The sequence below is a fragment of the Streptomyces sp. NPDC052012 genome, assembly GCF_040689265.1.
Classification (GTDB): Bacteria; Actinomycetota; Actinomycetes; order Streptomycetales; family Streptomycetaceae; genus Streptomyces.
On the sequence record NZ_JBFAXA010000003.1, the window covers coordinates 461,862 to 486,407 of the forward strand.

At 73.7% G+C, this 24,546-nt stretch carries 25 protein-coding genes; 15 read left to right on the forward strand and 10 right to left on the reverse strand.

Going from position 1 to position 24,546, the window contains the following annotated elements; all coding sequences use genetic code 11:
• Positions 1 to 107: 107 nt before the first annotated feature.
• Together AB0412_RS09265 and AB0412_RS09270 are read right to left on the reverse strand one after the other, a co-directional pair.
• Complete coding sequence (locus AB0412_RS09265; protein ID WP_366401888.1) at positions 108 to 1,220, reverse strand: HAMP domain-containing sensor histidine kinase; 1,113 nt, start codon at positions 1,218 to 1,220, stop codon at positions 108 to 110.
• Between the two features lie 2 nt (positions 1,221 to 1,222).
• A complete protein-coding gene (locus AB0412_RS09270; RefSeq protein ID WP_366401889.1) occupies positions 1,223 to 1,957 on the reverse strand; it encodes a response regulator transcription factor in 735 nt (244 codons plus the stop codon).
• A gap of 112 nt (positions 1,958 to 2,069) precedes the next feature.
• Between AB0412_RS09270 and AB0412_RS09275 the strand changes: the two genes are divergently transcribed.
• From AB0412_RS09275 to AB0412_RS09285, 3 genes are read left to right on the forward strand one after another with little or no spacing between them, the layout of a single operon-like run.
• On the forward strand, positions 2,070 to 2,795 hold the full coding sequence (locus tag AB0412_RS09275; protein WP_366401890.1) for a glycosyltransferase family 2 protein: 726 nt from the start codon (positions 2,070 to 2,072) through the stop codon (positions 2,793 to 2,795).
• Complete coding sequence (locus AB0412_RS09280) at positions 2,792 to 3,409, forward strand: DUF2064 domain-containing protein (protein ID WP_366401891.1); 618 nt, start codon at positions 2,792 to 2,794, stop codon at positions 3,407 to 3,409. The genes AB0412_RS09275 and AB0412_RS09280 overlap by 4 nt, the downstream gene beginning before the upstream one ends.
• On the forward strand, positions 3,406 to 4,137 hold the full coding sequence (locus tag AB0412_RS09285; RefSeq protein ID WP_366401892.1) for a class I SAM-dependent methyltransferase: 732 nt from the start codon (positions 3,406 to 3,408) through the stop codon (positions 4,135 to 4,137). Before AB0412_RS09280 ends, AB0412_RS09285 begins: the two co-directional genes overlap by 4 nt.
• On the opposite strand, the gene AB0412_RS09290 is transcribed toward AB0412_RS09285, so the two are convergent.
• Together AB0412_RS09290 and AB0412_RS09295 are read right to left on the reverse strand one after the other, a co-directional pair.
• Entirely contained in the window at positions 4,138 to 4,584 is a 447-nt protein-coding gene (locus AB0412_RS09290) for a hypothetical protein (protein WP_366401893.1), read from the reverse strand.
• 8 nt (positions 4,585 to 4,592) lie between these two features.
• Positions 4,593 to 5,873 (reverse strand): molybdopterin-dependent oxidoreductase, encoded by a 1,281-nt coding sequence (locus AB0412_RS09295; protein WP_366401894.1) that lies wholly within the window; start codon positions 5,871 to 5,873, stop codon positions 4,593 to 4,595.
• Between the two features lie 113 nt (positions 5,874 to 5,986).
• On the opposite strand from AB0412_RS09295, the gene AB0412_RS09300 reads away from it, so the two are divergent.
• A complete protein-coding gene (locus AB0412_RS09300) occupies positions 5,987 to 7,315 on the forward strand; it encodes a hypothetical protein (protein ID WP_366401895.1) in 1,329 nt (442 codons plus the stop codon).
• 9 nt (positions 7,316 to 7,324) lie between these two features.
• On the opposite strand, the gene msrB is transcribed toward AB0412_RS09300, so the two are convergent.
• The 4 genes from msrB to AB0412_RS09320 all read right to left on the reverse strand — a co-directional run bounded on the left by msrB (position 7,325) and on the right by AB0412_RS09320 (position 11,009).
• On the reverse strand, positions 7,325 to 7,732 hold the full coding sequence (msrB, locus tag AB0412_RS09305) for a peptide-methionine (R)-S-oxide reductase MsrB (RefSeq protein ID WP_366401896.1): 408 nt from the start codon (positions 7,730 to 7,732) through the stop codon (positions 7,325 to 7,327).
• Between the two features lie 15 nt (positions 7,733 to 7,747).
• Positions 7,748 to 9,136 carry a UDP-N-acetylmuramate--L-alanine ligase gene (gene murC / locus AB0412_RS09310; protein ID WP_366401897.1) on the reverse strand — a complete coding sequence of 463 codons (1,389 nt, stop codon included), beginning with the start codon at positions 9,134 to 9,136 and terminating at the stop codon, positions 7,748 to 7,750.
• Positions 9,137 to 9,207: 71 nt separating this feature from the next.
• The gene (locus tag AB0412_RS09315; protein ID WP_366401898.1) at positions 9,208 to 9,681 is read right to left on the reverse strand and encodes an indole-3-glycerol phosphate synthase; all 474 of its coding nucleotides are present in this window, start codon (positions 9,679 to 9,681) and stop codon (positions 9,208 to 9,210) included.
• 443 nt (positions 9,682 to 10,124) lie between these two features.
• Complete coding sequence (locus tag AB0412_RS09320; protein ID WP_366401899.1) at positions 10,125 to 11,009, reverse strand: pyrimidine reductase family protein; 885 nt, start codon at positions 11,007 to 11,009, stop codon at positions 10,125 to 10,127.
• On the opposite strand from AB0412_RS09320, the gene zapE reads away from it, so the two are divergent.
• The 5 genes from zapE (at position 11,008) to AB0412_RS09345 (ending at position 17,485) form a co-directional block, all read left to right on the forward strand.
• Positions 11,008 to 12,156, forward strand: coding sequence for a cell division protein ZapE (gene zapE, locus AB0412_RS09325; RefSeq protein WP_366401900.1), 1,149 nt, complete (start codon positions 11,008 to 11,010; stop codon positions 12,154 to 12,156). The genes AB0412_RS09320 and zapE overlap by 2 nt on opposite strands.
• Positions 12,157 to 12,598: 442 nt before the next feature.
• Positions 12,599 to 13,180: a carbonic anhydrase gene (locus AB0412_RS09330; protein WP_366401901.1), complete on the forward strand. Its 582-nt coding sequence runs from the start codon at positions 12,599 to 12,601 to the stop codon at positions 13,178 to 13,180.
• An 8-nt stretch (positions 13,181 to 13,188) separates the two neighbouring features.
• Entirely contained in the window at positions 13,189 to 14,682 is a 1,494-nt protein-coding gene (locus tag AB0412_RS09335) for a SulP family inorganic anion transporter (protein WP_366401902.1), read from the forward strand.
• Between the two features lie 154 nt (positions 14,683 to 14,836).
• Entirely contained in the window at positions 14,837 to 15,961 is a 1,125-nt protein-coding gene (locus tag AB0412_RS09340) for an SPFH domain-containing protein (RefSeq protein ID WP_366401903.1), read from the forward strand.
• A gap of 174 nt (positions 15,962 to 16,135) precedes the next feature.
• Positions 16,136 to 17,485: a PhoX family protein gene (locus AB0412_RS09345; RefSeq protein WP_366401904.1), complete on the forward strand. Its 1,350-nt coding sequence runs from the start codon at positions 16,136 to 16,138 to the stop codon at positions 17,483 to 17,485.
• A gap of 63 nt (positions 17,486 to 17,548) precedes the next feature.
• Here AB0412_RS09345 and AB0412_RS09350 read toward each other — a convergent pair whose 3' ends face one another.
• Positions 17,549 to 18,034 (reverse strand): SRPBCC domain-containing protein, encoded by a 486-nt coding sequence (locus AB0412_RS09350; RefSeq protein WP_366401905.1) that lies wholly within the window; start codon positions 18,032 to 18,034, stop codon positions 17,549 to 17,551.
• Positions 18,031 to 18,420, reverse strand: coding sequence for a metalloregulator ArsR/SmtB family transcription factor (locus tag AB0412_RS09355; RefSeq protein ID WP_366401906.1), 390 nt, complete (start codon positions 18,418 to 18,420; stop codon positions 18,031 to 18,033). Before AB0412_RS09355 ends, AB0412_RS09350 begins: the two co-directional genes overlap by 4 nt.
• A 98-nt stretch (positions 18,421 to 18,518) precedes the next feature.
• Between AB0412_RS09355 and AB0412_RS09360 the strand changes: the two genes are divergently transcribed.
• The 6 genes from AB0412_RS09360 (at position 18,519) to AB0412_RS09385 (ending at position 24,458) form a co-directional block, all read left to right on the forward strand.
• Positions 18,519 to 20,042 carry an FAD-dependent oxidoreductase gene (locus AB0412_RS09360; protein WP_366401907.1) on the forward strand — a complete coding sequence of 508 codons (1,524 nt, stop codon included), beginning with the start codon at positions 18,519 to 18,521 and terminating at the stop codon, positions 20,040 to 20,042.
• A 91-nt stretch (positions 20,043 to 20,133) separates the two neighbouring features.
• On the forward strand, positions 20,134 to 20,979 hold the full coding sequence (locus AB0412_RS09365; protein ID WP_366401908.1) for a polysaccharide deacetylase family protein: 846 nt from the start codon (positions 20,134 to 20,136) through the stop codon (positions 20,977 to 20,979).
• Positions 20,980 to 21,013: 34 nt separating this feature from the next.
• The gene (locus AB0412_RS09370) at positions 21,014 to 21,193 is read left to right on the forward strand and encodes a hypothetical protein (RefSeq protein ID WP_344005903.1); all 180 of its coding nucleotides are present in this window, start codon (positions 21,014 to 21,016) and stop codon (positions 21,191 to 21,193) included.
• Between the two features lie 43 nt (positions 21,194 to 21,236).
• Positions 21,237 to 21,959 (forward strand): peptidyl-tRNA hydrolase, encoded by a 723-nt coding sequence (locus AB0412_RS09375; protein ID WP_366401909.1) that lies wholly within the window; start codon positions 21,237 to 21,239, stop codon positions 21,957 to 21,959.
• A 218-nt stretch (positions 21,960 to 22,177) separates the two neighbouring features.
• Entirely contained in the window at positions 22,178 to 23,551 is a 1,374-nt protein-coding gene (locus AB0412_RS09380) for a DUF692 domain-containing protein (protein WP_366401910.1), read from the forward strand.
• A gap of 109 nt (positions 23,552 to 23,660) precedes the next feature.
• Positions 23,661 to 24,458: a TIGR04222 domain-containing membrane protein gene (locus tag AB0412_RS09385; RefSeq protein ID WP_366401911.1), complete on the forward strand. Its 798-nt coding sequence runs from the start codon at positions 23,661 to 23,663 to the stop codon at positions 24,456 to 24,458.
• The last annotated feature ends 88 nt before the right edge of the window (positions 24,459 to 24,546 follow it).

Here is a 24,546-nt window from a genome sequence, read left to right on the forward strand (position 1 = left end):
GACCGAGCAGCGACTCACCCCGAACGGGCCTCGTGCGGGAGTTCCCGGCGGGGCTCAGCGGCGACCACCTCGACGGGCGTCCTCGACGGGTGTACTCGACGGGGTGCTCAGCCCTCCGGTGCCGGCAGGCGGACCTCGAAGCGGCAGCCGCCGGTGACGTTCTGGACGGTGGCGGTGCCCCGGTGGGCCTCGACGATGCCGCGGACGATGGCGAGGCCGAGGCCCGCGCCGGCCGGCGGGGTGCGGGCGTGGGTGCCGCGCCAGCCGGTATCGAAGACGCGGGGCAGGTCCTCCTCCGGGATGCCGCCGCAGCTGTCCGTCACCGACAGCACCACCCCCTCGGCCGAGCGTTCGGCGGCGACGGCGACGGTGCCGTCGGCGGGCGTCCGGCGGATGGCGTTGACCAGGAGGTTGCCCAGCACCCTGCTCATCTCCCGCCCGTCCACCTCCACGGGCACCGGCTCCACCCGGTCCCCCACGAGCCGTACGCCGTGCTCCCGCGCGAGCGGGTCCGCTCCGGCGAGGGCGTCGCCGACCAGGTCGTACAGCGACATGCGGGAGAGCGAGAGCGTGAGGGTGCCCGCGTGGATGCGGGAGAGCTCGAACAGGTCGCCGACCATGTCGTTGAGGCGTTCCACCTCGGTGCGGATCTGCTTGAGGTAGCGATCGGGCTCGGCGGCGACGCCGTCCTCCAGCGCCTCGGCCATCGCGCGCAGTCCCGCGAGGGGCGTGCGCAGGTCGTGGGAGATCCAGGCGACCAGTTCGCGCCGGGAGGTCTCCAGGGCGCGCTCACGGTTGCGGGACTCGGCGAGTTTCCGGCTGGTGGTCTGCAACTCCCGGCTGAGGGCGGCGAGTTCCGCGGTCGCCGGGCCGTCCGGCGCGGCGAAGTCGCCGCCGTCGCCGAAGGAGCGGGCGGCGCGCGCGAGGTCCCTGCTGCGTGCGACGACCCAGCGGCCCAGCAGCAGCGCCGTCGCCAGGGACACCACGGCGGCCATGGCGACGACCGTCGTGACGACCCTCAGGTCGTGCGCCGACAGGAACATCGCCTGCGCGACGGCCAGCGTGCCCGCGAGCATCGCCGTCACGGCGACGGCGGCGACCACCGCGAGGTGCACGGTCAGGGACCGGCGGCGGACGAGCAGCAGCACGCAGGCGCCGAGCGCACCGGCCGCGGCGGCGCCGAGGAAGGCGAACAGGGCGATGAGGAGGGCGTCGCGCATGCTCACTCCTGTCCGGCGGGAGGTGCGGCGGCGGAGGCGTCGAAGCGGTAGCCGACGCCCCACACCGTCTGGATCAGCCGGGGCCGCGCGGGGTCGTCCTCGATCTTGCCGCGCAGCCGCCGCACATGGACGGTGACCGTGGACAGGTCACCGAAGTCCCAGCCCCACACCTCGCGCATCAGGTCCTCGCGTGCGAAGGCCCGCCCGGGGCTGCGCAGGAAGAACGCGAGGAGGTCGAACTCGCGGACGGTGAGGGCGAGTTCCGCGCCGTTCTTGTGGGCGCGGCGGGCGGCGGGGTCGACCGACAGGCCGGCCGCCCGCAGGACGCCGGCCGGTGACGGCGCCGGACGGGTGCGGCGCAGCACGGACTCCACGCGCAGGACCAGCTCGCGGGGGCTGAACGGCTTGGTGACGTAGTCGTCGGCGCCGACCTCCAGGCCGAGGATGCGGTCGTCCTCGTCACCGCGTGCGGTGAGCATGATCACCGGCACGGGTCCCTGGCCGCGCATCCTGCGGCACACCTCCAGGCCGTCCATGCCGGGCAGCATCAGGTCCAGGACGACGAGGTCGGGCCGGTGCTCGGCGGCCCGCGCGAGCGCGCCGGGGCCGTCACCGGCCCGGTCGACGACGTAGCCCGCACGGTCCAGATAGCCCGAGACGATCTCCGCGACGGTGGGGTCGTCGTCGACGACGAGAACCCGTGCCCCGGCCCGCGCGGCCGGCTGTTGCTGCTCCATGCGGCCAGCCTCGCACCACGCGCGCGAAAACGCCGCAGCCGGTCGCCGACGTCCGTGTTTCGTAAGGAGCCGAAGTCCGGTATGCCCGATTCGTCTTCGTAGGGTGAGAGCCGTGACCACCTCCTTCACCGGCCCCGAGGCGCCCGGCACGGGCGGCGCGGCCTCCGTGGACGTCGTTCTTCCCTGCCTCGACGAGGCCGCGGCGCTGCCGTGGGTGCTCGGACGCATCCCGCCCGGCTGGCGCGCGATCGTCGTGGACAACGGCTCCCTCGACGGCTCGGACCGCATCGCCCGCGCGCTCGGCGCGACGGTCGTCCACGAGGAGCGGCGCGGCTTCGGCGCCGCCTGCCACGCGGGCCTGCTGGCGGCCACGGCCGGCATCGTGTGCTTCTGCGACTGCGACGCCTCGCTGGACCCGGCCGACCTGGTGCCGTTCGTGCGGGAGGTCCGGTCCGGGCGGGCCGACCTGGTGCTCGGCCGGCGCCGGCCGCGGGCGCGCGGTGCCTGGCCGCTGCACGCCCGGGCGGGCAATCTCGCCCTCACCCGGCTGTTGCGCCGCCGTACCGGCCTGCGGCTGCACGACCTCGGTCCGCTGCGCGCCGCACGGCGTGCGGACCTGCTGGGCCTGCGCCTCAGCGACCGGCGCAGCGGCTATCCGCTGCAGATGGTGGTGCGGGCCGCCGACGCCGGCTGGCGTGTCACCGAACACGACGTGCCCTATCTGCCGCGCACCGGTGCGTCGAAGGTGACCGGCACATGGCGCGGCACCGTGCAGGCGGTACGGGACATGAGCCGCGTCCTGCGGGAGGCGCCCGGGCGAGAGGAAGCGGCCCTGTGACGCACGACGTGACGCTGCTCGTCATCGCGAAGGAGCCGCGGCCGGGCCGGGTGAAGACCAGGCTGACCCCGCCCTTCACGCCCGCGGAGGCGGCGGACCTGGCCGAGGCCGCGCTCGCGGACACCCTGGAGACGGTGGCCCGCACGCCCGCCGCACGCCGGGTCCTGGTGCTCGACGGATCGCCGGGCCCCTGGCTGCCGGCCGGCATCGAGGTCGTACCGCAGGGCGCGGGCGGCCTCGACGAACGGCTGGCCGCCGCCTTCGCCGGGTGCGACGGCCCCGCCCTGCTGATCGGCATGGACACGCCGCAGGTCACACCGGAGCTGCTCACCGTCGACTTCGCGGGCTGCGACGCGTACTTCGGCCCGGCCGCGGACGGCGGCTTCTGGGCCCTGGGCCTGGCCGCCCCCGACCCGGCCCTCCTCCGCGGCGTCCCCATGTCGACCCCGCGCACCGGCACCGCCCAGCGCCTGCGGCTGGCCCACCTGCGCGTGCACGAGCTGCCCCGGCTGCGGGACGTGGACACGGCACACGACGCGGCGCTGGTCGCCGCCACCGCCCCCGGCAGCCGCTTCGCCACCCGCCTGACCCGGCTCACGGCGTCCCACCGGTGAGCGGCACACGCGCGGCGGCCACCCCCCGCGTCGGACCGCAGCGGGCGAGTGGTGCGCGAGCGGACGAGACCGTGCGGGCCTGGTCCGCCGACCCGTACGCCGATGCCCTGCGCACCGGCCGGGGGCCGCTGTTCCTGCGGCGGGCGGACGGATGGCTGCTGCCGTTGGACGTCGAGCGCTGGTGTGCGGAGGCCGACGCCGCCGATCTGGAGGTGCTCCGGCGGTGCGAGGGCGCGGTGCTGGATGTGGGCTGCGGGCCGGGGCGGCTGCTCACGGCCCTCGCCGCGCAGGGCCGGCGTGCCCTCGGCATCGACGTCAGCGAAGCGGCCGTCGCCCGCACCGTGCACCGGGGCGGACAGGCCCTGCGCCGCTCCGTGTTCGACCCGCTGCCCGGCACCGGCCGCTGGGGCACCGCCCTGCTCCTGGACGGCAACATCGGCATCGGCGGCGACCCGCGTGCCCTGCTCGAACGGCTGGCCCGGCTCCTGGTGCGGGGCGGTCTGGCGCTCGTCGAGACGGTCGCCTGCCCGGACGTCGACGAGCGTGCCCTGGTCCAGGTCACCGATGCCCGCGGCGCCGCGGGCGCCCCCTTCCCGTGGGCCCGCCTCGGCACCCCCGCCCTGCTGCGGCACGCCCAGGAGGCGGGCTGGCGGGCCGCAGCCCAGTGGTCGAGCGGCGGGCGCTGCTTCGTGGCCCTGCGCACCAGCGGTCCGTCCGGCCCGCGTTGATCAGCCCGAGGCGGACGGTCCGCGACCTCGCGCCCTGCGCACCCGTACGACGAGCAGCAGCGCGGAGCCGCCGAACAGGGCGGCCGTGACGAGCAGCCAGCGGGCGGTGTAGCCGTCCGCCGACAGGGCGGTGACCCCGGCGTATCGCTCCGACACCATGCCGGTGATCAGCGGGAACCACACGAGCAGCAGCAGCCCGGACAGCGCGGCCGGCACCCGCACGTGGTTGACCCATCGGCCTGTGCTCCTCACCAGCGCACGGTCGGCCGCCGCGTACAGCGGCAGCAGCACCAGGTCGTGCAGCACCGCGGCGCCCACGAACCACAGCGCGATCATGAACCAGTCGCCGTCCAGCAGCCGTACGCCCGCATACCCGCACAGGGCGAACGAGCACAGCAGGAGCAGCAGGTGAAGCGGGCTGCCGAGCACGGGCCGCGGAAGGGTCATCGGTGTCCTCACAGGTCCTGGAAGGTCAGCCGGGCCACCCACTTGGTGTTGAGCACACCGGGAGCCGCGGGGACGATGATCCGGGCCGGGTGGCCGTGATCGGGGCTGAGCTCCTCGCCGTTGACGAACAGGGCGAGCAGCGAACGCGGGTCGGCGACCTGGTTGGCGCGCAGCGCCGCCTTGCGGAAGGCGCCCCGGCGTTGCAGCGACTCCACGAACAGGTCGGGCGGCTCCTGCGCGCCGGCCAGGGCCGCGAGGTCGCGCAGCCGCACGCCCCGCCACCACTGGTCGGACGTCGACCAGCCCTCCACGCAGGCGATGGGCAGCGCCGCGCTGTGCAGCGGCAGGGCCAGGAGGTCGGCGCGGGTGAGCCGGAGCGTGCCGGAAGGCCCGGTGACGATCAGCCGCCACGCCTCGTCGCTCGTCTCGGCCGGACGGATCCCGGCGTAGGCGGCCGTCTTGTTGACCTGGAAGCCGTTCGGTCCCGTACCGGGCTCGGGACCGCCGTGCGGGGTGAGGACGGCGGTCTGCCGCAGCGGCCCGTCGAAGCTGCGCCCGGCGGAGGTGACGAACATCAGCAGCGAGCCGGCTCCGACCAGCCCGAGCGCCCCGCGCCGCGAGACGGTCGGCGGGTCCGGATCCGCCGCCACGAGATCACTCGGCTCCACCGTCGCGCCCTGCTCCTTCTCGTCCCCCTCCCGCACGGCCTCTTCCTTCCCCTCGCGCATGGCCCGCAGGTTGCGCAGCACCACCGGCGTCTTCAGCGCCACGTGGGCGACGAACGCGCCGAAGAACACCCAGGCGCCGTAGAAGTGCAGGGCATAGAAGGAGCCGGGGAAGACGTACTCGAGCTGGACGTTGAGGATGCCGGTGGCGAACTGGAACAGCGCGCCGCCGACCAGGAGCAGGAGCGAGAGACGTTCCAGGGCGTGGGTGAGCGAGCGGGCCGGCGGCCACGTGAACAACCGGGGCAGCACGGACCACAGCTTGGCCAGCAGAACCGGGACGAGCGTGAGCCCGAGGGTGACATGGACGCCCTGGGTGAGCCGGTACAGCCACGGCGGGTCGGTCGGCCAGGAGAACAGGTAGAAGCCGAGGAGCCCCTTGTCGGGCGTCTTGTCGTTCACCGGCGCCAGGTCGGGGTTGTACGCGGCGTACGACAGCAGCCCCGTCACGAACAGGACGGTGATGCCGACGAGGAGGACCACGCCCAGCACCGAGGTGAAGCGCGGGCCGCGCAGCGGGCTGCGCCAGCGCAGGGACGGCCGGGGAGGGACGGACCGGGTCATGTACCGACCGTAGGTCCGCACCACGTCGCCGCAGGGCCTGTGGCCCATGACGAAACGCTGACATCCCCGCTCGCCGGCCGCTTCCGCGCCCCCACCCGGCCTAGCGTGACGGCGTGAACCGTGATCTCCGCCGGGACCTGTACGCCGTCGCCGCCGCCGCGTTGCTCGTGGTGGCCGCCGCACTGGTCGGCTGGTCGGTGCAGCGCCGGGACGGCACCCTGCGGGTGAACTGGCCGCCGCTGCTCGCCGACTGGGATCCTCACGTCGGCGTGGGCACACCTGCGGCCGTCCTGGTCGCGGCGGCCGTCGTGATCCACGGCCCCGCCCTCGCGGACCGGTCGGCCTGGCGCACGCTCCTGGCGGGCGTCTGGGCCGCCGCCCTGGCATGGACCTGGTCCCTCGCGCTGATCGACGGCTGGCACCGGGGCATCGCCGAGCAGCTGACCACGCGTCAGGAGTACCTGCGGGTCATCGACCGCTTCGACGACATCCCCGCCGCCCTGCGGGACTTCACCGGGCACATCCTGATCGACACGCCCGACAACTGGCCCGCCCATGTCGCCGGGCACCCTCCCGGCGCGACCGTCACGTTCGTCCTGCTGGACCGGATCGGGCTGGGCGGTGGAGGCTGGGCGGGCGCCTTCTGCATCACGGTCGGCACCACCGCGGCCGTGGCGGTGCTGGTCGCCCTGCGCGTCCTCACCGACGAGTCACTGGCCCGCCGTGCCGCCCCGTTCCTGGTTCTGTCGCCGGCGGCGGTGTGGACGGGCACGTCCGCCGACGGCTACTTCACTGCGGTCGCCGCGTGGGCCGTCGCACTGCTCGCCCTCGCGGTGAGCGGACGCCGCCCGGCGTACACGGGCCTCGGTTCGGGACTGCTGTTCGGGCTGACCGTGTACCTGTCCTACGGGCTGACGCTGTTCGCGGTGATCGGCGCGGCGGTGCTGCTGCTGGGGACGGAGCGGCTGAGGCCCCTGCCGTATCTGGTGGCGGGTTTCCTGGTGGTGCCCGCGGTGTTCGCCGCGCTGGGCTTCGACTGGTGGGAGGCGTACCGCCTGCTGGTCACCCGCTACCACCAGGGGGCGGGCGGGGTGCGCCCGTACGCGTACTGGGTGTGGGCGAACTTCGCCTGCACGGTGCTGATCGCGGGCCCTGCGACGGTGGCGGGACTGCGCAGGTGCGGCGGCCTGCTGACCGGACGACGCGGCCGGCTCACCACCGGCGCGGCGCCCCGCCTCGCCCTCCTCGCGCTCAGCGCCCTTCTCGCCCTGCTGGTCGCGGACCTGTCCGGCATGAGCAAGGCGGAGACGGAACGCATCTGGCTGCCGTTCGTGATCTGGCTGCTGCCCGCGGCCGCGCTGCTGCCCGGCCCGCGCGTCTGGCCGGCCGGGCAGGCGGTGCTCGCCCTGCTCCTCAACCATCTGCTGCGGACCGGGTGGTGAGCGGCCGGTTCAGTCCTTCGCGGGCTGCAGACGCAGGGAGATGCTGTTGATGCAGTACCGCTGGTCGGTGGGCGTCGGATATCCCTCGCCCTCGAAGACATGGCCGAGGTGCGACCCGCACCGGGCGCAGCGGACCTCGGTGCGGACCATGCCGTGGGAGCGGTCCTCCACGAGCTCCACGGCTTCGGAGTCCTTCGGGTCGTAGAAGGACGGCCAGCCGCAGTGCGACTCGAACTTGGTCCGCGAGGTGAACAGCTCGGCGCCGCAGGCGCGGCAGGAGTAGACGCCCTCGGTCTTGGTGTCGGTGTACTCACCGGTGAAGGCGGGCTCCGTGGCCGCCTGGCGCAGTACGGCGTACTCGGCGGGGGACAGCTCCGCGCGCCACTGCTCGTCCGGCTTCTCCACGTCGTACGGCATGAGCCTCAACGCCCCTTACTTCGACAGACGGTCCAGGATCCGCGGGCCGAGGTCGGTGACGTCGCCCGCTCCCATGGTGAGAACGAGATCGCCGGGCCGCGCCATTCCCGCGATCACCGCGGGGACCTCCGCCTTGTCGTGCACGGCGGTGACGTCCGCGCCGGCCGCCCGCGCCGCCTCGATGATCAGCTCGCTGGTGACGCCCGGGATCGGGTCCTCGCGGGCCGGGTAGATGTCGAGCACGACCGAGGCGTCGGCCATCGCCAGCGCCTGACCCATCTCCTGGCCGAGCTCCCGGGTGCGGGAGAACAGGTGCGGCTGGAACACGACGAGGATGCGCGCGTCACCGGCGGCGGCGCGCATGGCCTCCAGGTCGGCGGTCATCTCGGTCGGGTGGTGGGCGTAGGAGTCGACGACCTGGACGCCGGCCGCCTCGCCCTTGAGCTGCAGGCGCCGCTTCACGCCGGTGTAGGCGGCGAGCGCCGGGGCGAGTTCGGCGGCGGGGATGCCGAGCGCGACGCCGGCGGCGAGCGCGGCGACCGCGTTGTGCGCGTAGTGGCGGCCGGGGACGGACACGGTGAAGGTGAGCGGGGCGCCGTCCAGCTCGACGGTCACCTCGCTCCTGAGCCCCTGCGGGACGACCGACAGCACGCGGACATCGGCGTCGGCCGACTCGCCGTACCTCACCGTGCGCACCGAGCCGTCCAGCCGGGCGGTCAGCTCGCGCGCCCCCTCGTGGTCGGCGGAGATCACCAGGGTGCCGCCGGGCACGATCCGCCCGACGAACGTCTCGAAGGACTGGTGGATCTCCTCCATCGAGGCGTAGTTGGCGTGGTGGTCCAGCTCCACGTTGAGGATGATCGCGACCTCGGGCGCGTACTTGTGGAAGCTGCGGTCCGATTCGTCCGCCTCGGCGACGAAGATCTCGCCCTCGCCGTGCTGGGCGTTGGAGCCGGGGGCGTCCAGGTCGCCGCCGATCGCGTAGGACGGCCCGAGCCCCAGCGCCGACAGGGACACCGCCAGCATGGAGGTGGTGGTGGTCTTGCCGTGGGTGCCGGCCACCGCGATCGGGCGCAGGCCGTCCATCAGCGCGGCGAGGGCGTCGGAGCGGTGCACCACCGGGACGCCCAGCTCGGCCGCGCGCACCAGCTCGGGGTTGTCCTCGCGGATCGCCGACGACACCACCACACAGCTGGCGTCGTCGGCGAGGTGCTCGGCGGCGTGCCCGATGTGGACGGTGGCGCCCAGCGCGCGCAGCGCCTCGGCGGTGGCGGAGTCCCTGGCGTCGCTGCCGGCCACCTTGGCGCCGCGCTGGGTGAGGATCTTCGCGATGCCCGACATTCCGGCGCCGCCGATGCCGATGAAGTGCGGTCGGTCCAGGGCGGTGGGAAGGCCGGGTGCCATGCGTGTTCTCCCAGAGGTGCGACGAGCGGGACGACGGTCTTCGCGCCCTCGCGAAAGAGCGCGGCCCCAGCCTATGCCTTGCTGTGCGAGAACAGTTTCAGCACCGGTACCCCCACCTTGTGCCGGGCCCGGGAGGCCCAGTCCCGGTGGAAGAACTCCTCCACGTAGTGCGGATCGGTCAGGACGATCACCTCGTCGGCGTCGACCTCCTCGACGAGGGCCTTCAGCGCGTCCAGGGGGTGGTCCTCGATCAGCCGGCCCTCCGCCTCGTCCCCGGTGGCGCGCAGGGCCTGCAGGGACACCTCCAGGGCCCGCTGTCCCATGCTCTTGGCCTCCTCGCCCTCGGGGGTCTCGCCCTCCCGGACGGCCTCGTCGAGCTCGCCGAGGGCCACGTCGTCGATGGCCCGCAGCAGCCGGTCCGCCTGCTCGCCGCGCGGCTGGAGCAGCACGTGGAAGGAGACCGGCTCGTCGCCGTGCAAGGTCGTGACGAACTCCACGTCGGCCGACGTCAGGGCCTTCTCGATCATCAGTACGCTTGTGAACACCAGGGCGCCCCTTCTCCTTCGAGGGCCGAGGACGGCCCTGCGGAAACCATCCTTCCCCGCATTCGCACGGGTACGGCCGGATCCAGTGTGCCCGCCGCGGGACTAAGCGGAACGAAAGATTCCGCTGATTACCGGACCAGCGGTAACCATCGAACCCGTTTCCGGACACTCCCAGCGGACGCGGCCCGCGTGTAGGGCGTGACCAAGTGCGGGAGCGTTGTGTAGCGCGCGGAGGCGCCACACGTGCCGGGCGGGGGGCGCGGCGACAGGACGGCGCGCCCGGCGCGCGAGGAGCGAGGCCGGTCGGGGTCCCGAGGGCGAGCCGAGGGCGAGCCCGGCCTTGTGCAGCGGCGTCGGCACGGAGGCACGGGGCCGTGAGGCGCGCGCCGCCGCGGTGACACGGGGCCGTGGTGACAGGGCTCGCCGTCCTGGGCGAGCGGACGTCAGCGGCGGGTGTAGCGGGTGAAGAGGAAGCCGTCCTCCTCAAGGATCGACGTCAGGGTGAAGCGCTGCGGCACCGGTACCGAGGGGCCGCCGGCGATGCGCTGGGCGTCACCGGCGGTGAGCATCGGGGAGACGGTCAGGCACAGCTCGTCCAGCACTCCGGCCGCCACGAACTGCCCCAGCAGCCGCGGCCCGCCCTCGGTCAGCAGCCGCGTATGCCCCAGTTCCGCCAGCTCCCGCACCGCCCGCGTGGGATCCACTCCCCCGCCCTCCCCGGCGATCACGACCCGCGCGCCCGCCTTCTCGGCGGCGGCGACCCGGTCCGGCGGGGCGTCCGCACCGGTGAGGACCAGCGTGGGCACCAGCGGGGCGGTGAACAGGGGCAGGGAGAAGTCCAGGTCGAGGCTCGCGCTGACCACCGCGATCGCGGGAGCGGGCCCCTGCCCGGCGGCTTCCCGCGCCGCCGCGAACTCGGCACGCGCACGTGCCGGGCGGTATCCCTCCTGGCGTACGGTCTGGGCGCCCACGACCACGACGTCGGCGAGTGCGCGCAGGGTGCCGAAGATCCGCATGTCGGCCGCGCAGGAGATGGGCTGCGAGCGCCCCTCGTGCTGAGCGGCCCCGTCGAGCGTGGAGACCATGTTGGCCCGCAGCCACGGCACCCGCGCGCCACCCGCCGGCGCGGGATAGGCGTACGCGGCGGCCAGCTCGGCCAGACTCCACTCCCGCCCGTCCACCCCGGAGCCGCCGGCCGAGACGCTGCCCACCCCGGCCCCCGAGCCCTCACCGGGACCGCCCGCTGCACCGCCGCCGGTGCCGCGCGGTCCGTGGGTGTCCTCGGCAGGAGCTGCTGTCTCGTCGGTCACAGGGAAGAGGCGTCGCATGTCGTGCAGTGTTCCACGCCCCGTAGCATGGGGAACCGTGTCGTCCTCCTCCCCGTCCTCCGCCTCCTCCCCCGGTCCCATAGCGGACGCGGCCCCGCTGTCGCTGTGCGCACGCGAGCCGCACGTTCCCGCCGACCGGCTCGTCGCCGAGATGGTGCCGCCGCCGCGGTTCGACGCGGTCCGGTTCGGCACGTACATCCCGGACCCGAACCAGCCGAGCCAGACCGAGGCCGTCCAGGTCCTCGAGGGCTTCGCGGCGGGACTGGACGGTGCACCGGCGGGCGGCTCGGGCAAGCGGCGGCTGTTCGGTTTCGGCAAGGCCCCGAAGAAGGCCCCGGCCGGCCCCCGCGGCGTCTACCTCGACGGCGGGTACGGCGTCGGCAAGACCCACCTGCTCGCCTCCCTGTGGCACGCCACCCCGGCCGAGCCCGCCCTGAAGGCGTTCGGCACCTTCGTGGAGCTGACCAACCTCGTCGGCGCCCTCGGCTTCCAGCAGACGGTGCGGACCCTCTCCGGCCACCGCCTGCTGTGCATCGACGAGTTCGAGCTGGACGACCCCGGCGACACCGTGCTGGTGTCCACCCTGCTCGGCAAGCTCGTCGAGGCCGGTGTCGCGCTCGCCGCCACCTCGAACACCCTGCCGGGCAAGCTGGGAGAGGGCCGCTTCGCCGCGGCCGACTTCCTGCGGGAGATCCAGGGCCTGTCCGCCCACTTCCGCACCCTGCGCATCGACGGCGAGGACTACCGCCACCGCGGCCTGCCCGAGGCGCCGCCGCCGTACTCCGACGAGCTGGTGACCAAGACGGCGCACACCACCGAGGGCGCCACCCTCGACGCCTTCCCGGACCTGCTGGAGCACCTCGCGAGGGTCCACCCCAGCCGCTACGGCGCGCTCACCGACGGCATCCGCGCGGTGTGCCTCACCGGCGTGCGCCCGGTGCCCGACCAGTCGACGGCGCTACGGCTCGTCGTGCTCGCCGACCGGCTCTACGACCGGGAGGTCCCGGTGCTGGCCTCGGGCCTGCCGTTCGACCAGCTCTTCAGCGAGGAGATGCTGAAGGGCGGATACCGCAAGAAGTACTTCCGGGCGATCTCGCGGCTCACCGCCCTGGCCCGCGACGCCGGTCGGCTCGCCGGGAGCGAGTGACCCCGGTCCCCTTACCCGGCCCAACCCCCTGCGCTCAAGGGCCGGTTCACGCCAATCCTCCTTTGGTTTTCAGGCGCTCTGCGCCATGAAACGCGAAGTTAACCCTGCAAAGCGCTTTGCAGGGTTAACGTGTTTCTTGACCAACCGTTTGCCAAGCGTTGGCACGCGCTAGAGGTGTGAACTGCCCTGAGGGGGACGCATGTTCCAAGGTCCGGGGGCCACGGCCGCCCCCTCGGCCCTTACCGCCGCTTTACCTGTGCTTCACCGCCTCTCCTTCCGCGCGCCTTCGCATCCGCGTATACGGCCGGTCAGGTAAAGGCCAAGGATCGTCCCGGAGTCAATGAGTCCCCACGTCCCGGATCCCCGGGTGGCGGGCTCCGCGTTCCCCCCACCTGCCATGCCCGTCCGACGCGCCCCCACGCGCGCCAGGAGGAAACACCAGATGCAGCCCCTCATCGACAACGCCCGCATGTTCGGCCGGCGCCCTGAGGAGTTCGCCCGCCTCGCCGAGGGCCAGTCCCCCGACGTCCTGTTCATCACCTGCTCCGACTCCAGGGTCGTACCGGCCCTGATCACGGGCGCCCGGCCCGGCCAGCTGTTCGAGCTGCGCACCGCGGGCAACATCGTCCCGCCGTACGCCGCCGAGCGCCCCACCGCCGAGGCGGCCACCGTCGAGTACGCCGTGGAGGTGCTCGGCGTCAGCGACATCGTGGTCTGCGGCCACTCCCACTGCGGCGCCATCGGCGCCCTGGTGCGCGGCGAGGACCTGAACGCCGTACCCGCCGTGCGCGACTGGCTGGCGCACGCCGCCGACGAACCGGCGTCGGCCGACGCGGAGGACCCGGCCTGCGCCGACGCCGTACAGCACCACGTCCTGGCGCAGCTGCTGCGGCTGCGCTCCTACCCGTGCGTCGAACGGCGCCTCGCCTCCGGTGAGCTGCGGCTGCACGGCTGGTACTACGAGGTGCACACCGGAGCCGTACGCGAACACCGCGCCGAGACCGACGCGTTCGAGGCGCTGTGAGCGGCGCCGTGAGCACCAGGTTCCCCCACATCCGGCAGGACTTCGCCGCCTCCCTCGTCGTGTTCCTGGTCGCCGTCCCGCTGTGCGTGGGCGTCGCCGTCGCCTCCGGTGTCCCGGCCGAGCTCGGTCTCGTCACCGGCATCGTCGGCGGGATCGTCACCGGCCTCATGCCGGGCAGCAGCCTTCAGGTGTCCGGACCGGCCGCCGGGATGACCGTGCTGGTCTTCGAGGCGGTCGACACCTACGGGCTGCCCGCGCTCGGCGTGATCGTGCTGGCCGCCGGGCTGCTCCAGCTGGCCATGGGCGCGCTCAGGCTCGGACGCTGGTTCCGCGCCATATCGATCTCGGTCGTCGAGGGCATGCTGGCCGGCATCGGTCTGGTGATCATCGCCGGCCAGCTGTACGCGGCGGCCGGGCTCGAGGCGCCCTCCTCCGGCCTCGACAAGATCCTCGGGCTGCCCGGCGCGGTCGTGGACATGCTCGGCGACACCGAGGCGCTGGTCTCGTTCGCCGTCGGCGCGGGCACCGTCGCGGTGATGGTGCTGTGGCGGCGGATGCCGGGCCCCGCCCGGGCGGTGCCCGGTGCGCTCGCCGCGGTCCTGCTGGCGACGGCGGTGACGCTCGCGTTCGCCCTGCCCGTCGCCACGGTCGAGGTGCACGGCCTGCTGGACGCCGTCCAGCCGCCGGGCGCGGACGCCTTCGGTCAGCTGGCGAGCATCGGTCTGATCGGCACGATCGTCGCCTTCGCGCTGATCGCCTCCGCCGAGAGCCTGTTCAGCGCCGCCGCGGTGGACCGGCTGCACGACGGTCCGCGCACCCGCTACAACCAGGAGCTGATGGCGCAGGGCGCGGGCAACACGGTCTGCGGGCTCCTCGGCGCGCTGCCGATGACCGCGGTGATCGTGCGTAGTTCGGCCAATGTCCAGGCGGGCGCCCGGACCAAGGCGTCCCGGGTGCTGCACGGGGTGTGGCTGCTGCTGTTCGCGGCGCTGCTGCCGTGGGCGCTGGCGCTGATCCCGCTGCCCGCGCTGGCGGGCATCCTGGTCCACGCGGGCTGGAAGCTGATCCCGTTCCGGCAGGTCACCGCGCTGTGGCGGGCGCATCGCGGCGAGGCGCTGATCCTCGTGGTCACCGCCGTGTCGATCGTCGTGGTGAACATGTTCGAGGGCGTGCTCATCGGCCTGGCCCTGGCGGTGGTCAAGACCGCCTGGGAGGCCTCGCACGCGAAACTGGAGGTCATAGACAAGGGCGCGGGACCGATCCAGGTGTACCTGTCGGGCAACGCCACCTTCCTGCGGCTGCCGAGAATCCTCGACGCCCTGGAGTCGCTGCCCGAGGACCGCCCGGTCGAGCTGGACCTGTCCGGCGTGCACCACCTCGACCACGCCTGCCGTACGGCGCTGCAGACCTGGGCCGAGCGGCACGGGACGCCCGTGAAGGTGACGGGCGGCGGCGTACGGGCCGTCGCGGCGGACCCCGAGCAGCCGGTGACACCGGCCTGATCCGGCGGTGCTGCCTCCGGTCCGGGGCGGGCGGCATGGCCCCGGACCGGAGGTCGGGCATATCGTTGCAGGAGCGGAGGACGCACAGGACAACGGCATCCGCCGCGGAATCGCCCGAAACGCACGAAGCAGGCCTCTGAACCGGGAGGTCGTCATGCTGGAGGAGCTGCTCACGGCGGCCGTGGCGACCGGGGCCGCGGGAGCCACCTATCTCGCCGCGGCGGCGCGGGTCGTCAAACAGTACGAGCGCGGGGTGGTCTTCCGGCTCGGCCGGCTGCACGGTCCCGCACGCCTGCCCGGATTCACCATGATCGTCCCGTTCGTGGACCGGCTGCACAAGGTCAATCTGCAGATCGTCACGATGCCCGTGCCGGCCCAGGAGGGCATCACGCGCGACAACGTGACGGTGCGGGTCGACGCGGTGGTGTACTTCAAGGTCGTCGACGCGGCGGCGGCGCTGGTCAACGTCGAGGACTACCGCTTCGCGGTGTCGCAGATGGCGCAGACCTCGCTGCGGTCGATCATCGGCAAGAGCGATCTGGACGATCTGCTGTCCGACCGGGAGAAGCTCAACCAGGGTCTGGAGCTGATGATCGACAGCCCGGCGATCGGCTGGGGCGTGCAGATCGACCGCGTGGAGATCAAGGACGTATCCCTGCCGGACACGATGAAGCGGTCGATGGCGCGGCAGGCGGAGGCGGACCGGGAGCGCCGGGCGCGGGTCATCAACGCCGACGCCGAGCTCCAGGCGTCGAAGAAGCTCGCCGAGGCGGCCCAGCAGATGGCGGACACCCCCTCCGCCCTCCAACTGCGGCTGCTGCAGACGGTGGTGGCGGTCGCCGCGGAGAAGAACTCCACGCTGGTGCTGCCCTTCCCGGTCGAGCTGCTGCGCTTCCTGGAACGCGCCGCCCAGCCGGCACCGACCGGGGTCGCGCAGACCGCCGACCGGGGGACGGACGGCCACGCCGGGGAGGGCCGCACCCCGGAAACCGGCGACCGCGCGCCGGAGCCGCAGCTCACGGCCGGCGACCGCACGCCGGAGACCCGGCTCGCCACCGGTGACCGTGCGTCGCAGGCCCAGCGCGCCACCGGTGACCACGCGCCGGAGCCGCGGCCCGCCACCGGCGCTCGCGCGCCGGAGTTCCGCCCCGCGCCCGACGACCGTGCCGTGGAGGCTCTCGACACCGCCGAGAGGCACACCGTGGAAGACCTCCTCGGCCCCGACCACCACCCGGTCGAGAGCAGCCGGGAGAACGACGGCCGCACGCCGCCGCCGTGACACGTGCTACGCGCGTGGTTCCCGCGGCTGACGACAGGTGATAGACACGGCGGGGTCACGGTTCCTGTCCGCCAGCAGGAAGGTTTCCCCATGTCCGAAACCACGTCCACCGGCTCCCCCTCGGCACGACCGACACCACCGACACCACCGTCGGCCGCACCCACACGCCGTCAGATGCTCGCCCGTTCCGGCGCGCTCGGCATCGGCATCGCCTTCACCGGTGCGCTCTCCGAGCTGTTCACCGGCACCGCCGCGGCGCAGGACCTCGGCCACGGCGGCGGCTACGGCCCCCTCGTCCCCGACCCCGACGGGCTGCTCGATCTGCCAAAAGGTTTCCGCTACAGGGTGCTGTCCCGCGAGGGCGACGCACTGCGCTCCGGCGAGGGACCGGTGCCCTCCAACCATGACGGCATGGCCGCCTTCGCGGGCCGTCACGGCCGTGTCCATCTCGTCCGCAACCACGAGAACCGCCACAACGGCGCGGTGCCCGTCCCGGCGATCGAGGGACTGACCTACGACCCGGCGGGCAAGGGCGGCTGCACCGCGCTGACCCTGGACGCCCGCGGCCGGGTGCAGTCCGAGCGGGTCGCGATCGCCGGTACGGCCGTCAACTGCGCGGGCGGGCCCACCCCTTGGGGCACCTGGCTGACCTGCGAGGAGACCGAGGACAAGGCGGGCACCAACGGCTACACCAAGGACCACGGCTTCATCTTCGAGGTCGACGGCGCCGATCCGCGCCGCACGGGTGCCGTACCGCTGACCGCGATGGGCCGCTTCCAGCACGAGGCGATCGCCGTGGACCCCGAGCGGGGTGTCGTCTACGAGACGGAGGACGCCTTCCAGCGGCCGTTCGGCCTGTTCTACCGCTTCCTGCCGAACAAGCCGCTGGGCGGCACCGGTTCGCTGCGCGCGGGCGGGCGGCTGCAGGCGATGCGCGTGCCGGGGGTGCCGGACCTGTCGTCGATCCAGGAGACGGGTGCCCGGTTCGACGGCATCGAGTGGGTGGACGTACCGGACCCGCTGGCCACCGGAACCCCCATCCGGCTCCAGGACTTCGGGCCTAAGGGCATCACCCACGCGCAGAAGCTGGAGGGCTGCTACTGGGGCGGGCGCTCGGTGTACTTCGTGTCGTCCTTCGCCCGCAGCGCGGAGGGCTCGGCGGGCGACCACTACGGGCAGATCTGGCGCTACGACCCCGACCGGCGCCGCCTCACCCTGGTGATCGTCTTCGGCCCGGACACCGACGTCCAGCTGCCCGGCGAGTCACCGGACAACATCTGCCTCGCCCCCAGCGGCGGCCTGATGGTCTGCGAGGACGGCGGGGGCGCGCAGCACGTCTACGGCGTCACCCGGCGCGGCGAGGTCTACGCCCTGGCCCGCAACCGCCAGAACATCGGCACGCCGGAGGAACCGGAGTGGGGCGAGTTCGCCGGCGTCGCCTTCTCCCCCGACGGCCGGACGATGTACGTCAACTGCTACGCCCCGGGGACGACGTTCGCGGTGACGGGCCCCTGGCGCAGCTGAGACCGGCGGGGGCGACGGGACTCCCGTCGCCCCCGGCCGTCCGGCCTCCCGGTCGTGTCCGGTTCAGCCCGCCAGCAGGTCGTCCATCTGCCCGACCGACTGCCGCAGCCCCTCGATCATGCCCATCTCGGCCAGCTGGTCCATCTGCTCCCGGGTGTCGAAGACCGAGCGCAGTTCCATCCGGGTGCCGCCGCCGTGCTCGGTGAGCGTCATCCGTACCGCCGTGGTCGGCATCTCGGGGTTCGGCTTGCCCTCGCTGTCGGAGAAGCCGTCGGTGAACTCCAGGGAGGTCGGCGGCGCCACCGTGGTGATCCGCCACCAGCCGCCGTACTTCTCGCCCTCCGGGCTGGTCATGTAGTACCTGACCTCGCCGCCCGGGGTGAGGTCGTGCTCCTCGAAGGTCGCCGGGTAGCTCGGCGGGCCCCACCAGCGCTCCAGCAGCCGCGGGTCGGCCCACAGCTGCCACACCTTCTCCACCGGGGCGGTGAAGTCGGCGGTCAGGGTGAGGGTCAGGTGGTCGACGTCCTTGTCCACACTGGTGACCGTCATCGGTCCTGTCCTTTCCTCGTGTTGCCGGAGTCCCGGCCGTCCTCCTCGGGCCCGCCCTCGTCCGCGAGCAGACCGGACATCCGGTCCACCCGGGCCCGCCAGGCGTTCTCGAGTTCGTCGAGGGCCTGGCGCGCGCGGCCCACCGCGTCGGGATCGGTACGCACCAACTGCTCCCGTCCGCGTCGCTGTTTGGTGACCAGACCGGCCCGCTCCAGCACCGTGACGTGTTTCTGCACCGCGGCGAAGCTCATCGGGTACGCCTCGGCCAGACGTGACACGGACAGCTCACCCCGCACACAGCGGCGGAGTATGTCGCGACGCGTCGCGTCGGCCAGCGCGTGGAACAGACGGTCCACGCTCTCGTCGGTCAACCCATCTACAACCATTTGGTTGTACGTTAGCCCCGCTCGCCTCCGCACGCAAGGGGAAAGGCGCGGCACGACGCCCGGCCACTGAACTCGGCGGACCGGGGTACTCGGCCTCCATGACGGAGAATCAGCAGGTCAGCGGCTCGTACTGGCTCGAGACGGCACCGGACGGACACCATGGCGCCCTCACCGCGGACACCGACGTCGACGTGGCCGTCATCGGCGCCGGAATCGCCGGGCTGTGCACCGCACGGGAGCTCGCGCGGGCCGGGAGGAGCGTGGCCGTCCTGGAAGCCGGACGGATCGCGGCCGGCGTCACCGGCCACACCACCGCCAAGGTCACCGCGCTGCACACGCTGATCTACGACAAGCTGCGCCGCACCCGCGGCAGCGAGGGCGCACGCCTGTACGCCCGCTCGCAGTCCGAGGCGATCGAGCACACCGCCGGCGTCGTCGAGGAACTCGGCATCGACTGCGAGTGGGAGCGCCGCAGCGCCTGCACCTACGTGCGCGACCCCGCCCGGGCCGATGAACTGCGCGCCGAGGCGGAGGCCGCGCGGGAGGCGGGACTGCCGGCCTCGTTCGTGACGGACACCGGGCTGCCGTTCCCGGTGGCGGGCGCGGTCGAGGTGACCGGTCAGGCGCAGTTCCACCCGCGCAAGTACCTGCTCGCCCTCGCCGGGGACCTGCTGGCCCACGGCGGCAGCATCTTCGAGGACACGACGGTCCTCGGCCTGGAGGAGGGCTCCCCCTGCCGCGTGTCGACGGCGACGGGAGCCACCGTCACCGCCCGGGACGTCGTGGTCGCCACGCACTACCCCGTCTTCGACCGCGCCCTGCTCTTCACCCGGCTCTCCCCGCGCCGCGAACTGGTCGTCGCCGGCCCGATCCCGGCCGACCAGGACCCGGGCGGCATGTTCATCACCCCCGAGGAGAACACCCGCTCGGTGCGGACGGCACCGTACGGCGACGACCCCGCCCGCCGCCTCCTCGTCGTCACCGGGGAACACTTCACGCCGGGGACGGCCGACACCCGCGCCGGCTTCGACCGCCTCGCCGCCTGGGCCCGCGCGCACTTCCCCGACGTGGAGCTCACCCACTACTGGGCCACTCAGGACAACGACCCGACCGACACCGTGCCGCTGGTCGGCCCGCTGCACCAGGGCGCGCGGCACGTCTACGTGGCCACGGGGTTCGCCGGCTGGGGCATGAGCGGCGGCATGATGGCGGGCCTGCTGCTCACCGCGCAGATCACCGGCGAGCGGTGCGAGTGGAGCGAGCTGTACGACCCGCGCCGGCTGCTGCCCGCGGTCCGCGAGGCGCCGTCCTTCCTCAAGCACCAGGCGCAGGTCGCCAAGCACTTCGTCGGCGACCGGCTGCACCCGTCACCGCCCGTGGAGGCGCTGCCCCCGGGCGAGGGGGCCGTGGTGCGCGCCGAGGGCGGCCGGCTCGCCGTCTACCGGGACGACGACGGCACCCTGCACGCGGTCTCGGCCCGCTGCACCCACATGGGCTGCCTGGTCGCCTTCAACGCGGCCGAACGCGCCTGGGAGTGCCCCTGCCACGGCTCCCGCTTCGACACCGACGGCAAGGTGATCCAGGGCCCGGCGACCCGTCCGCTGGAGCGCCGGAAGATCTGAGGGCGGGCCGTGACACCCGGCCGGGTGACATGAGGGGCGGGCACCGGACCAGCTAGGACGCTCCGGACATATCTCCTCATATCTTCATACGGTGATCACACAAGTACGCCGAGCGGTCGCCGTGTGCGCCCTGGCCGCCGCGCTCACCGCCTGCGCCACGGCCGGCCGGCAGCCGGCCCGCCCGGGACCGTCGGCCCCCTCCGCCACCGCACCCTCCCGGCCGCCCACCCTGGCCCCCGGCCCCGCGGGGCTGACCCCGGTCTTCGAGAGCGCCCCCCGCGGCACGGCCAGGACGGTCGCCCTGACCTTCGACGCCGACATGACCGCCGACCAGGGCCCGCGCGCCGCGGCGGGCGAGCGCTTCGACCATCCGCGGCTGATCGCGACGCTGCGGGCGCTGAAGGTTCCGGCCACGGTGTTCATGACGGGCCGCTGGGCCGAGGAGTACCCCGACCAGGCACGCTCCATCGGCCGGGACCCGCTCTTCGAGGTCGCCAACCACTCCTACAGCCACTACGCGTTCACCCCCGACTGCTACGGCCTGCCGACCCTCCCCGAGGACCGGATGCGGGCGGACGTGGAGCGGGCGTACGCCGCGTTCCGCAAGGTCGGGGTGCCGGATCCGATGCCGTACTTCCGCTTCCCCGGCGGCTGTTACGACCGGGAGGCGCTCAAGGCGCTCACCCCGGCCGGGGTGACGGCCGTGCAGTGGGACGTGGTCGGCGGCGACGCGTTCGCCACGGACCCGGACGCGGTAGCGCGGCAGGTGCTGGACGGGGTGCGGCCGGGTTCCGTGGTGGTCCTGCACTGCACCCGCAGCGCGGCCCCCGCGACCGAGCGCGCCGTCCGGCGCATCGTGCCGGAGCTGCGCCGCGAGGGCTACCGGTTCGTGAAGGTCTCCGAACTGATCGCGGCGGCGGGCACAGCGCGAGGCTGATCCGCCCGCGCACGGGCGGACCTACGCTGGACGCATGACCGACAACGACTACTGCCTGATCGACGCGGCCAGGCCCCCGAAGGCCGACGGGCCGCCGTACGCGGAGTGCGTGGTGTGCCGGGAGCCGACGGAGTACCCGGAGTCGTACAAGGGCATCACCTTGTGCCCGGCCTGCGAGTGGGAGGAGGCCCAGCGCACGTCCTGCGGCTGCTGACCGCCCCGCCGTGCGCCGCGGCACGGGTTGGCAGACTGGACGCGTGAGCACTGATCAGACGCCTGCCGCCGACAGCCCCTTCCGCTCCGGGTACGGCGACCGCGACACGGCACCCCAGTACGTCCTGCCCCTGGTCGTCCGCATCGAACGGGCGGCGCCGCCGCCCCGCACGGACGCGCTGGAGACCGCGGCCCGCGCGGTCCTGGTCATGCTGAGCGACGAGCGGTCGGTGGGCGAGGGCGAGTGGGCGCGGGTGATGCGCGACTGGCAGGACGCCCGGATCCGCAAGGTGGTGCGCAGGGCCCGCGGCGCGGAGTGGCGCCGCGCGGAGGCCCTCCCCGGCATCACGGTCACGGGCGGGGCGGCGGAGGTCCGTGTCTTCCCGCCCGTCCCCCTCGACGGGTGGCCCAAGGACCTGGCCCGCCTCCAGGTCTCCGGTACCGACCTCGACGACCCGGAGCCCCCGGCTCCCGCGGCCCCGACCGCTCCGGTCCTCTGGCTCAACCCCTCCCTCGACATGTCCGCGGGCAAGGCCATGGCCCAGGCGGGCCATGCGGCCCAGCTGGCCTGGTGGGACCTGACGGACGCCCACCGCACCGCGTGGCGCGAGGCGGGCTTTCCCCTGGCCGTCCGCACAGCGCCCCCGGACCGCTGGGCCGCCCTGGTCGGCAGCGGCCTCCCCCTGGTCCGCGACGCCGGCTTCACGGAGATCGCCCCGGGCTCCTGCACGGTGGTGGCGGACCATCCGGGGCTGCGCTCCTCCTGAACGCTCCTGCGTGTACGCCATGAGCAGCCGCCGCACGACCGCGCGGGCGACCTGAACGGTCCGGGGGCCGGGCACGTACACCCTGGCACCGGCCGAACCTCAAATGTTGCTCTGAAGGTGTGGGCCGCGGGGTTCGGGCGATGGTCCCGGGGCCATACCTCCGTCACGTCCAAGGGAACGTTCCGGCGGGGGCCGGGGGGCCGGTGGAGGAGGGGACGATGGAGCGACTGGGAACCGGGATCGGATGGCGGCCGGAGATCGCGGACGCCGTGGAGGGCATGCCGGGGATCGACTGGGTCGAGGTCGTGGCCGAGAACGTGTGCCCCGGGCACCTCCCCGAGTCACTGCTGCGGCTGCGCGAGCGCGGGGTGACCGTCGTGCCGCACGGCGTCTCGCTGGGGCTCGGGGGAGCCGAGCGGCCGGACGAGGGGCGGCTCACCGCGCTCGCCGAGCGGGCCGAGGCCCTGGGGGCGCCGCTGGTCACCGAGCACATCGCCTTCGTACGGGCCGGCGGGACGCTCACCGCCTCCCCGCGTCTGGAGGCCGGGCATCTGCTGCCGGTGCCGCGCACCCGCGACGCCCTCGACGTGCTGTGCGAGAACGTCCGCATCGCCCAGGACGCCCTGCCCGTGCCGCTCGCCGTGGAGAACATCGCCGCGCTGATCTCCTGGCCCGGCGAGGAGATGACCGAGGGTCAGTTCCTGTACGAGCTCGCCGACCGCACCGGCGTACGGCTCCTGATCGACGTGGCGAATCTGCACACCAACCACGTCAACCGCGGCGAGGACCCGGCCAAGGCGCTCGCCGAACTCCCCCTGGAGGCCATCGCGTACGTCCATGTCGCGGGCGGCTTCGAGCGCGACGGCGTGTGGCACGACAGCCACGCCCACCCGGTCCCCGGGCCGGTGCTCGACATCCTCACCGACCTCGCCTCCCGCGTGTCGCCTCCGGGTGTGCTTCTGGAGCGGGACGAGAACTTCCCCGAAGCCGCCGAGCTCGAGGCCGAGTTGGAGGCCATCCGGGGCGCGCTGGAGAAGGGCGGGCTGGAGAAGGGCGCACGGGAGACGGACGCACGGGAGACGGACGAGAGGGGCGCGCGGGACGGGACGGTCGTCCAGGGCGGCGCGGCGGGCGCTCGCGAGACGCGCCCGGGGGACGCCGAGGCCGGCTCGCTCGAACCGGCCCGGCAGCGGCTCGCCCTCGCGCAGACCGCGATGCTCTCCGCCCTCGTCGCCGGGACGCCCGTGCCGGAGGGCTTCGACCGGGCGCGGATGGCCGTTCAGGCGCGGGCGCTCGCCGCGAAGCGGGCGGACGTCGTCGCGAAGGTCGCGCCCGAGCTGCCGCGGATCCTCGGCGACGGGTACCGGGCCGCGTTCCTCACGTACGCCCAGGCGCAGCCGATGACCGGGGGCTACCGCCAGGACGCGCTGGACTTCGTCGAGCGGCTGCTGCCGGCCGGGTGGCCACAGGACGCGGACGTGCGGCGGGAACTGCGGGAGTGGTGGCTGGAGCGCTCGGGATCGAAGCCCCGGTCGCGGCGGCCGGCGGTGCGGCTGGCCCGCGCGACGCGGCGGGTGCTGCTGCGGCGTTGAGCGACTCGGCAGCCCCACGGCCAAACGGAACGTCACATACCGACAACGCTCGGTCCGGAATGTGAACAGGGCATGGTGTTCCCGCGACCGTGTCGCTTACAAACAACTCATGTTCTGGGTCCTCCTCCTGCTGCTGGCCTGGGCCGTCGCCGGTGCGGCGTGCACACGGCTGTGCCTGGCCGCGGTCCGCGCCGCGGCCGTCGGTGACACGGGTGCGGGCATCGGCTCCGGCCGTGATCTGACGCTGTACGAGGCCGCGTTCCTGTCCGGCGGCCCCCGCCGGGTCGCCGACGTCACCCTCGTGGCCATGGCGCGACAGCGCCGGCTGCTGCTGGCCCACACCGGGTGGGCGACCGTCGTCGATCCGCGCGGGCGGGACGAGATGGAGCGGTCCGTCATAGGGGCCATCGGGCCCGAGGGGCAGTCCCCCATCGCTCCCGTGCGGGCCGCCGCGGCGACCGCGGACGCGGTGCGCGGGATCGCCGACCGGCTGGTCAGGGCGGGACTCGCGGTGCCGGACGGCGCCGGTACGACGATCGCCGACGCGGTACGGCAGGTGCGGCTCGCCGTGCCGGTGGTGGCCGGGCTCGGGGCGGTGGCGCTGCTGATGCCGGCCCCCGCGGAGATGCCGCGCCATCTGATCGCGATGTGGTTCGCGCTGCCGCTCACATTGACGCTGAGCTGTCTGGCCATGGCGCGGTTCGAGGTCCACCCGTACTCGCGCTGGGCCTCCCCCGCCGGGCAGCGGCTGCTGGGGGCGCTGCCCCGGCACACCGACGGCGCCGCCGACGACCGTACGTATCTCACCTGCGTGGCCGTCCGCGGCATCCGCGCGGTGGGCGAACCGGATCTGCGGGCGGCCTTCGCCCACCGCGAGCGGTATCTCGGCCAGGACGACGGGCGGTAGCGCCGGGGCGTACGGCAGTTCGGGCGGCGACACCCGCGAGCGGTGCTTGCCTTGCCCGATCATCGAACGAAACATCCCTTTTGTCGCC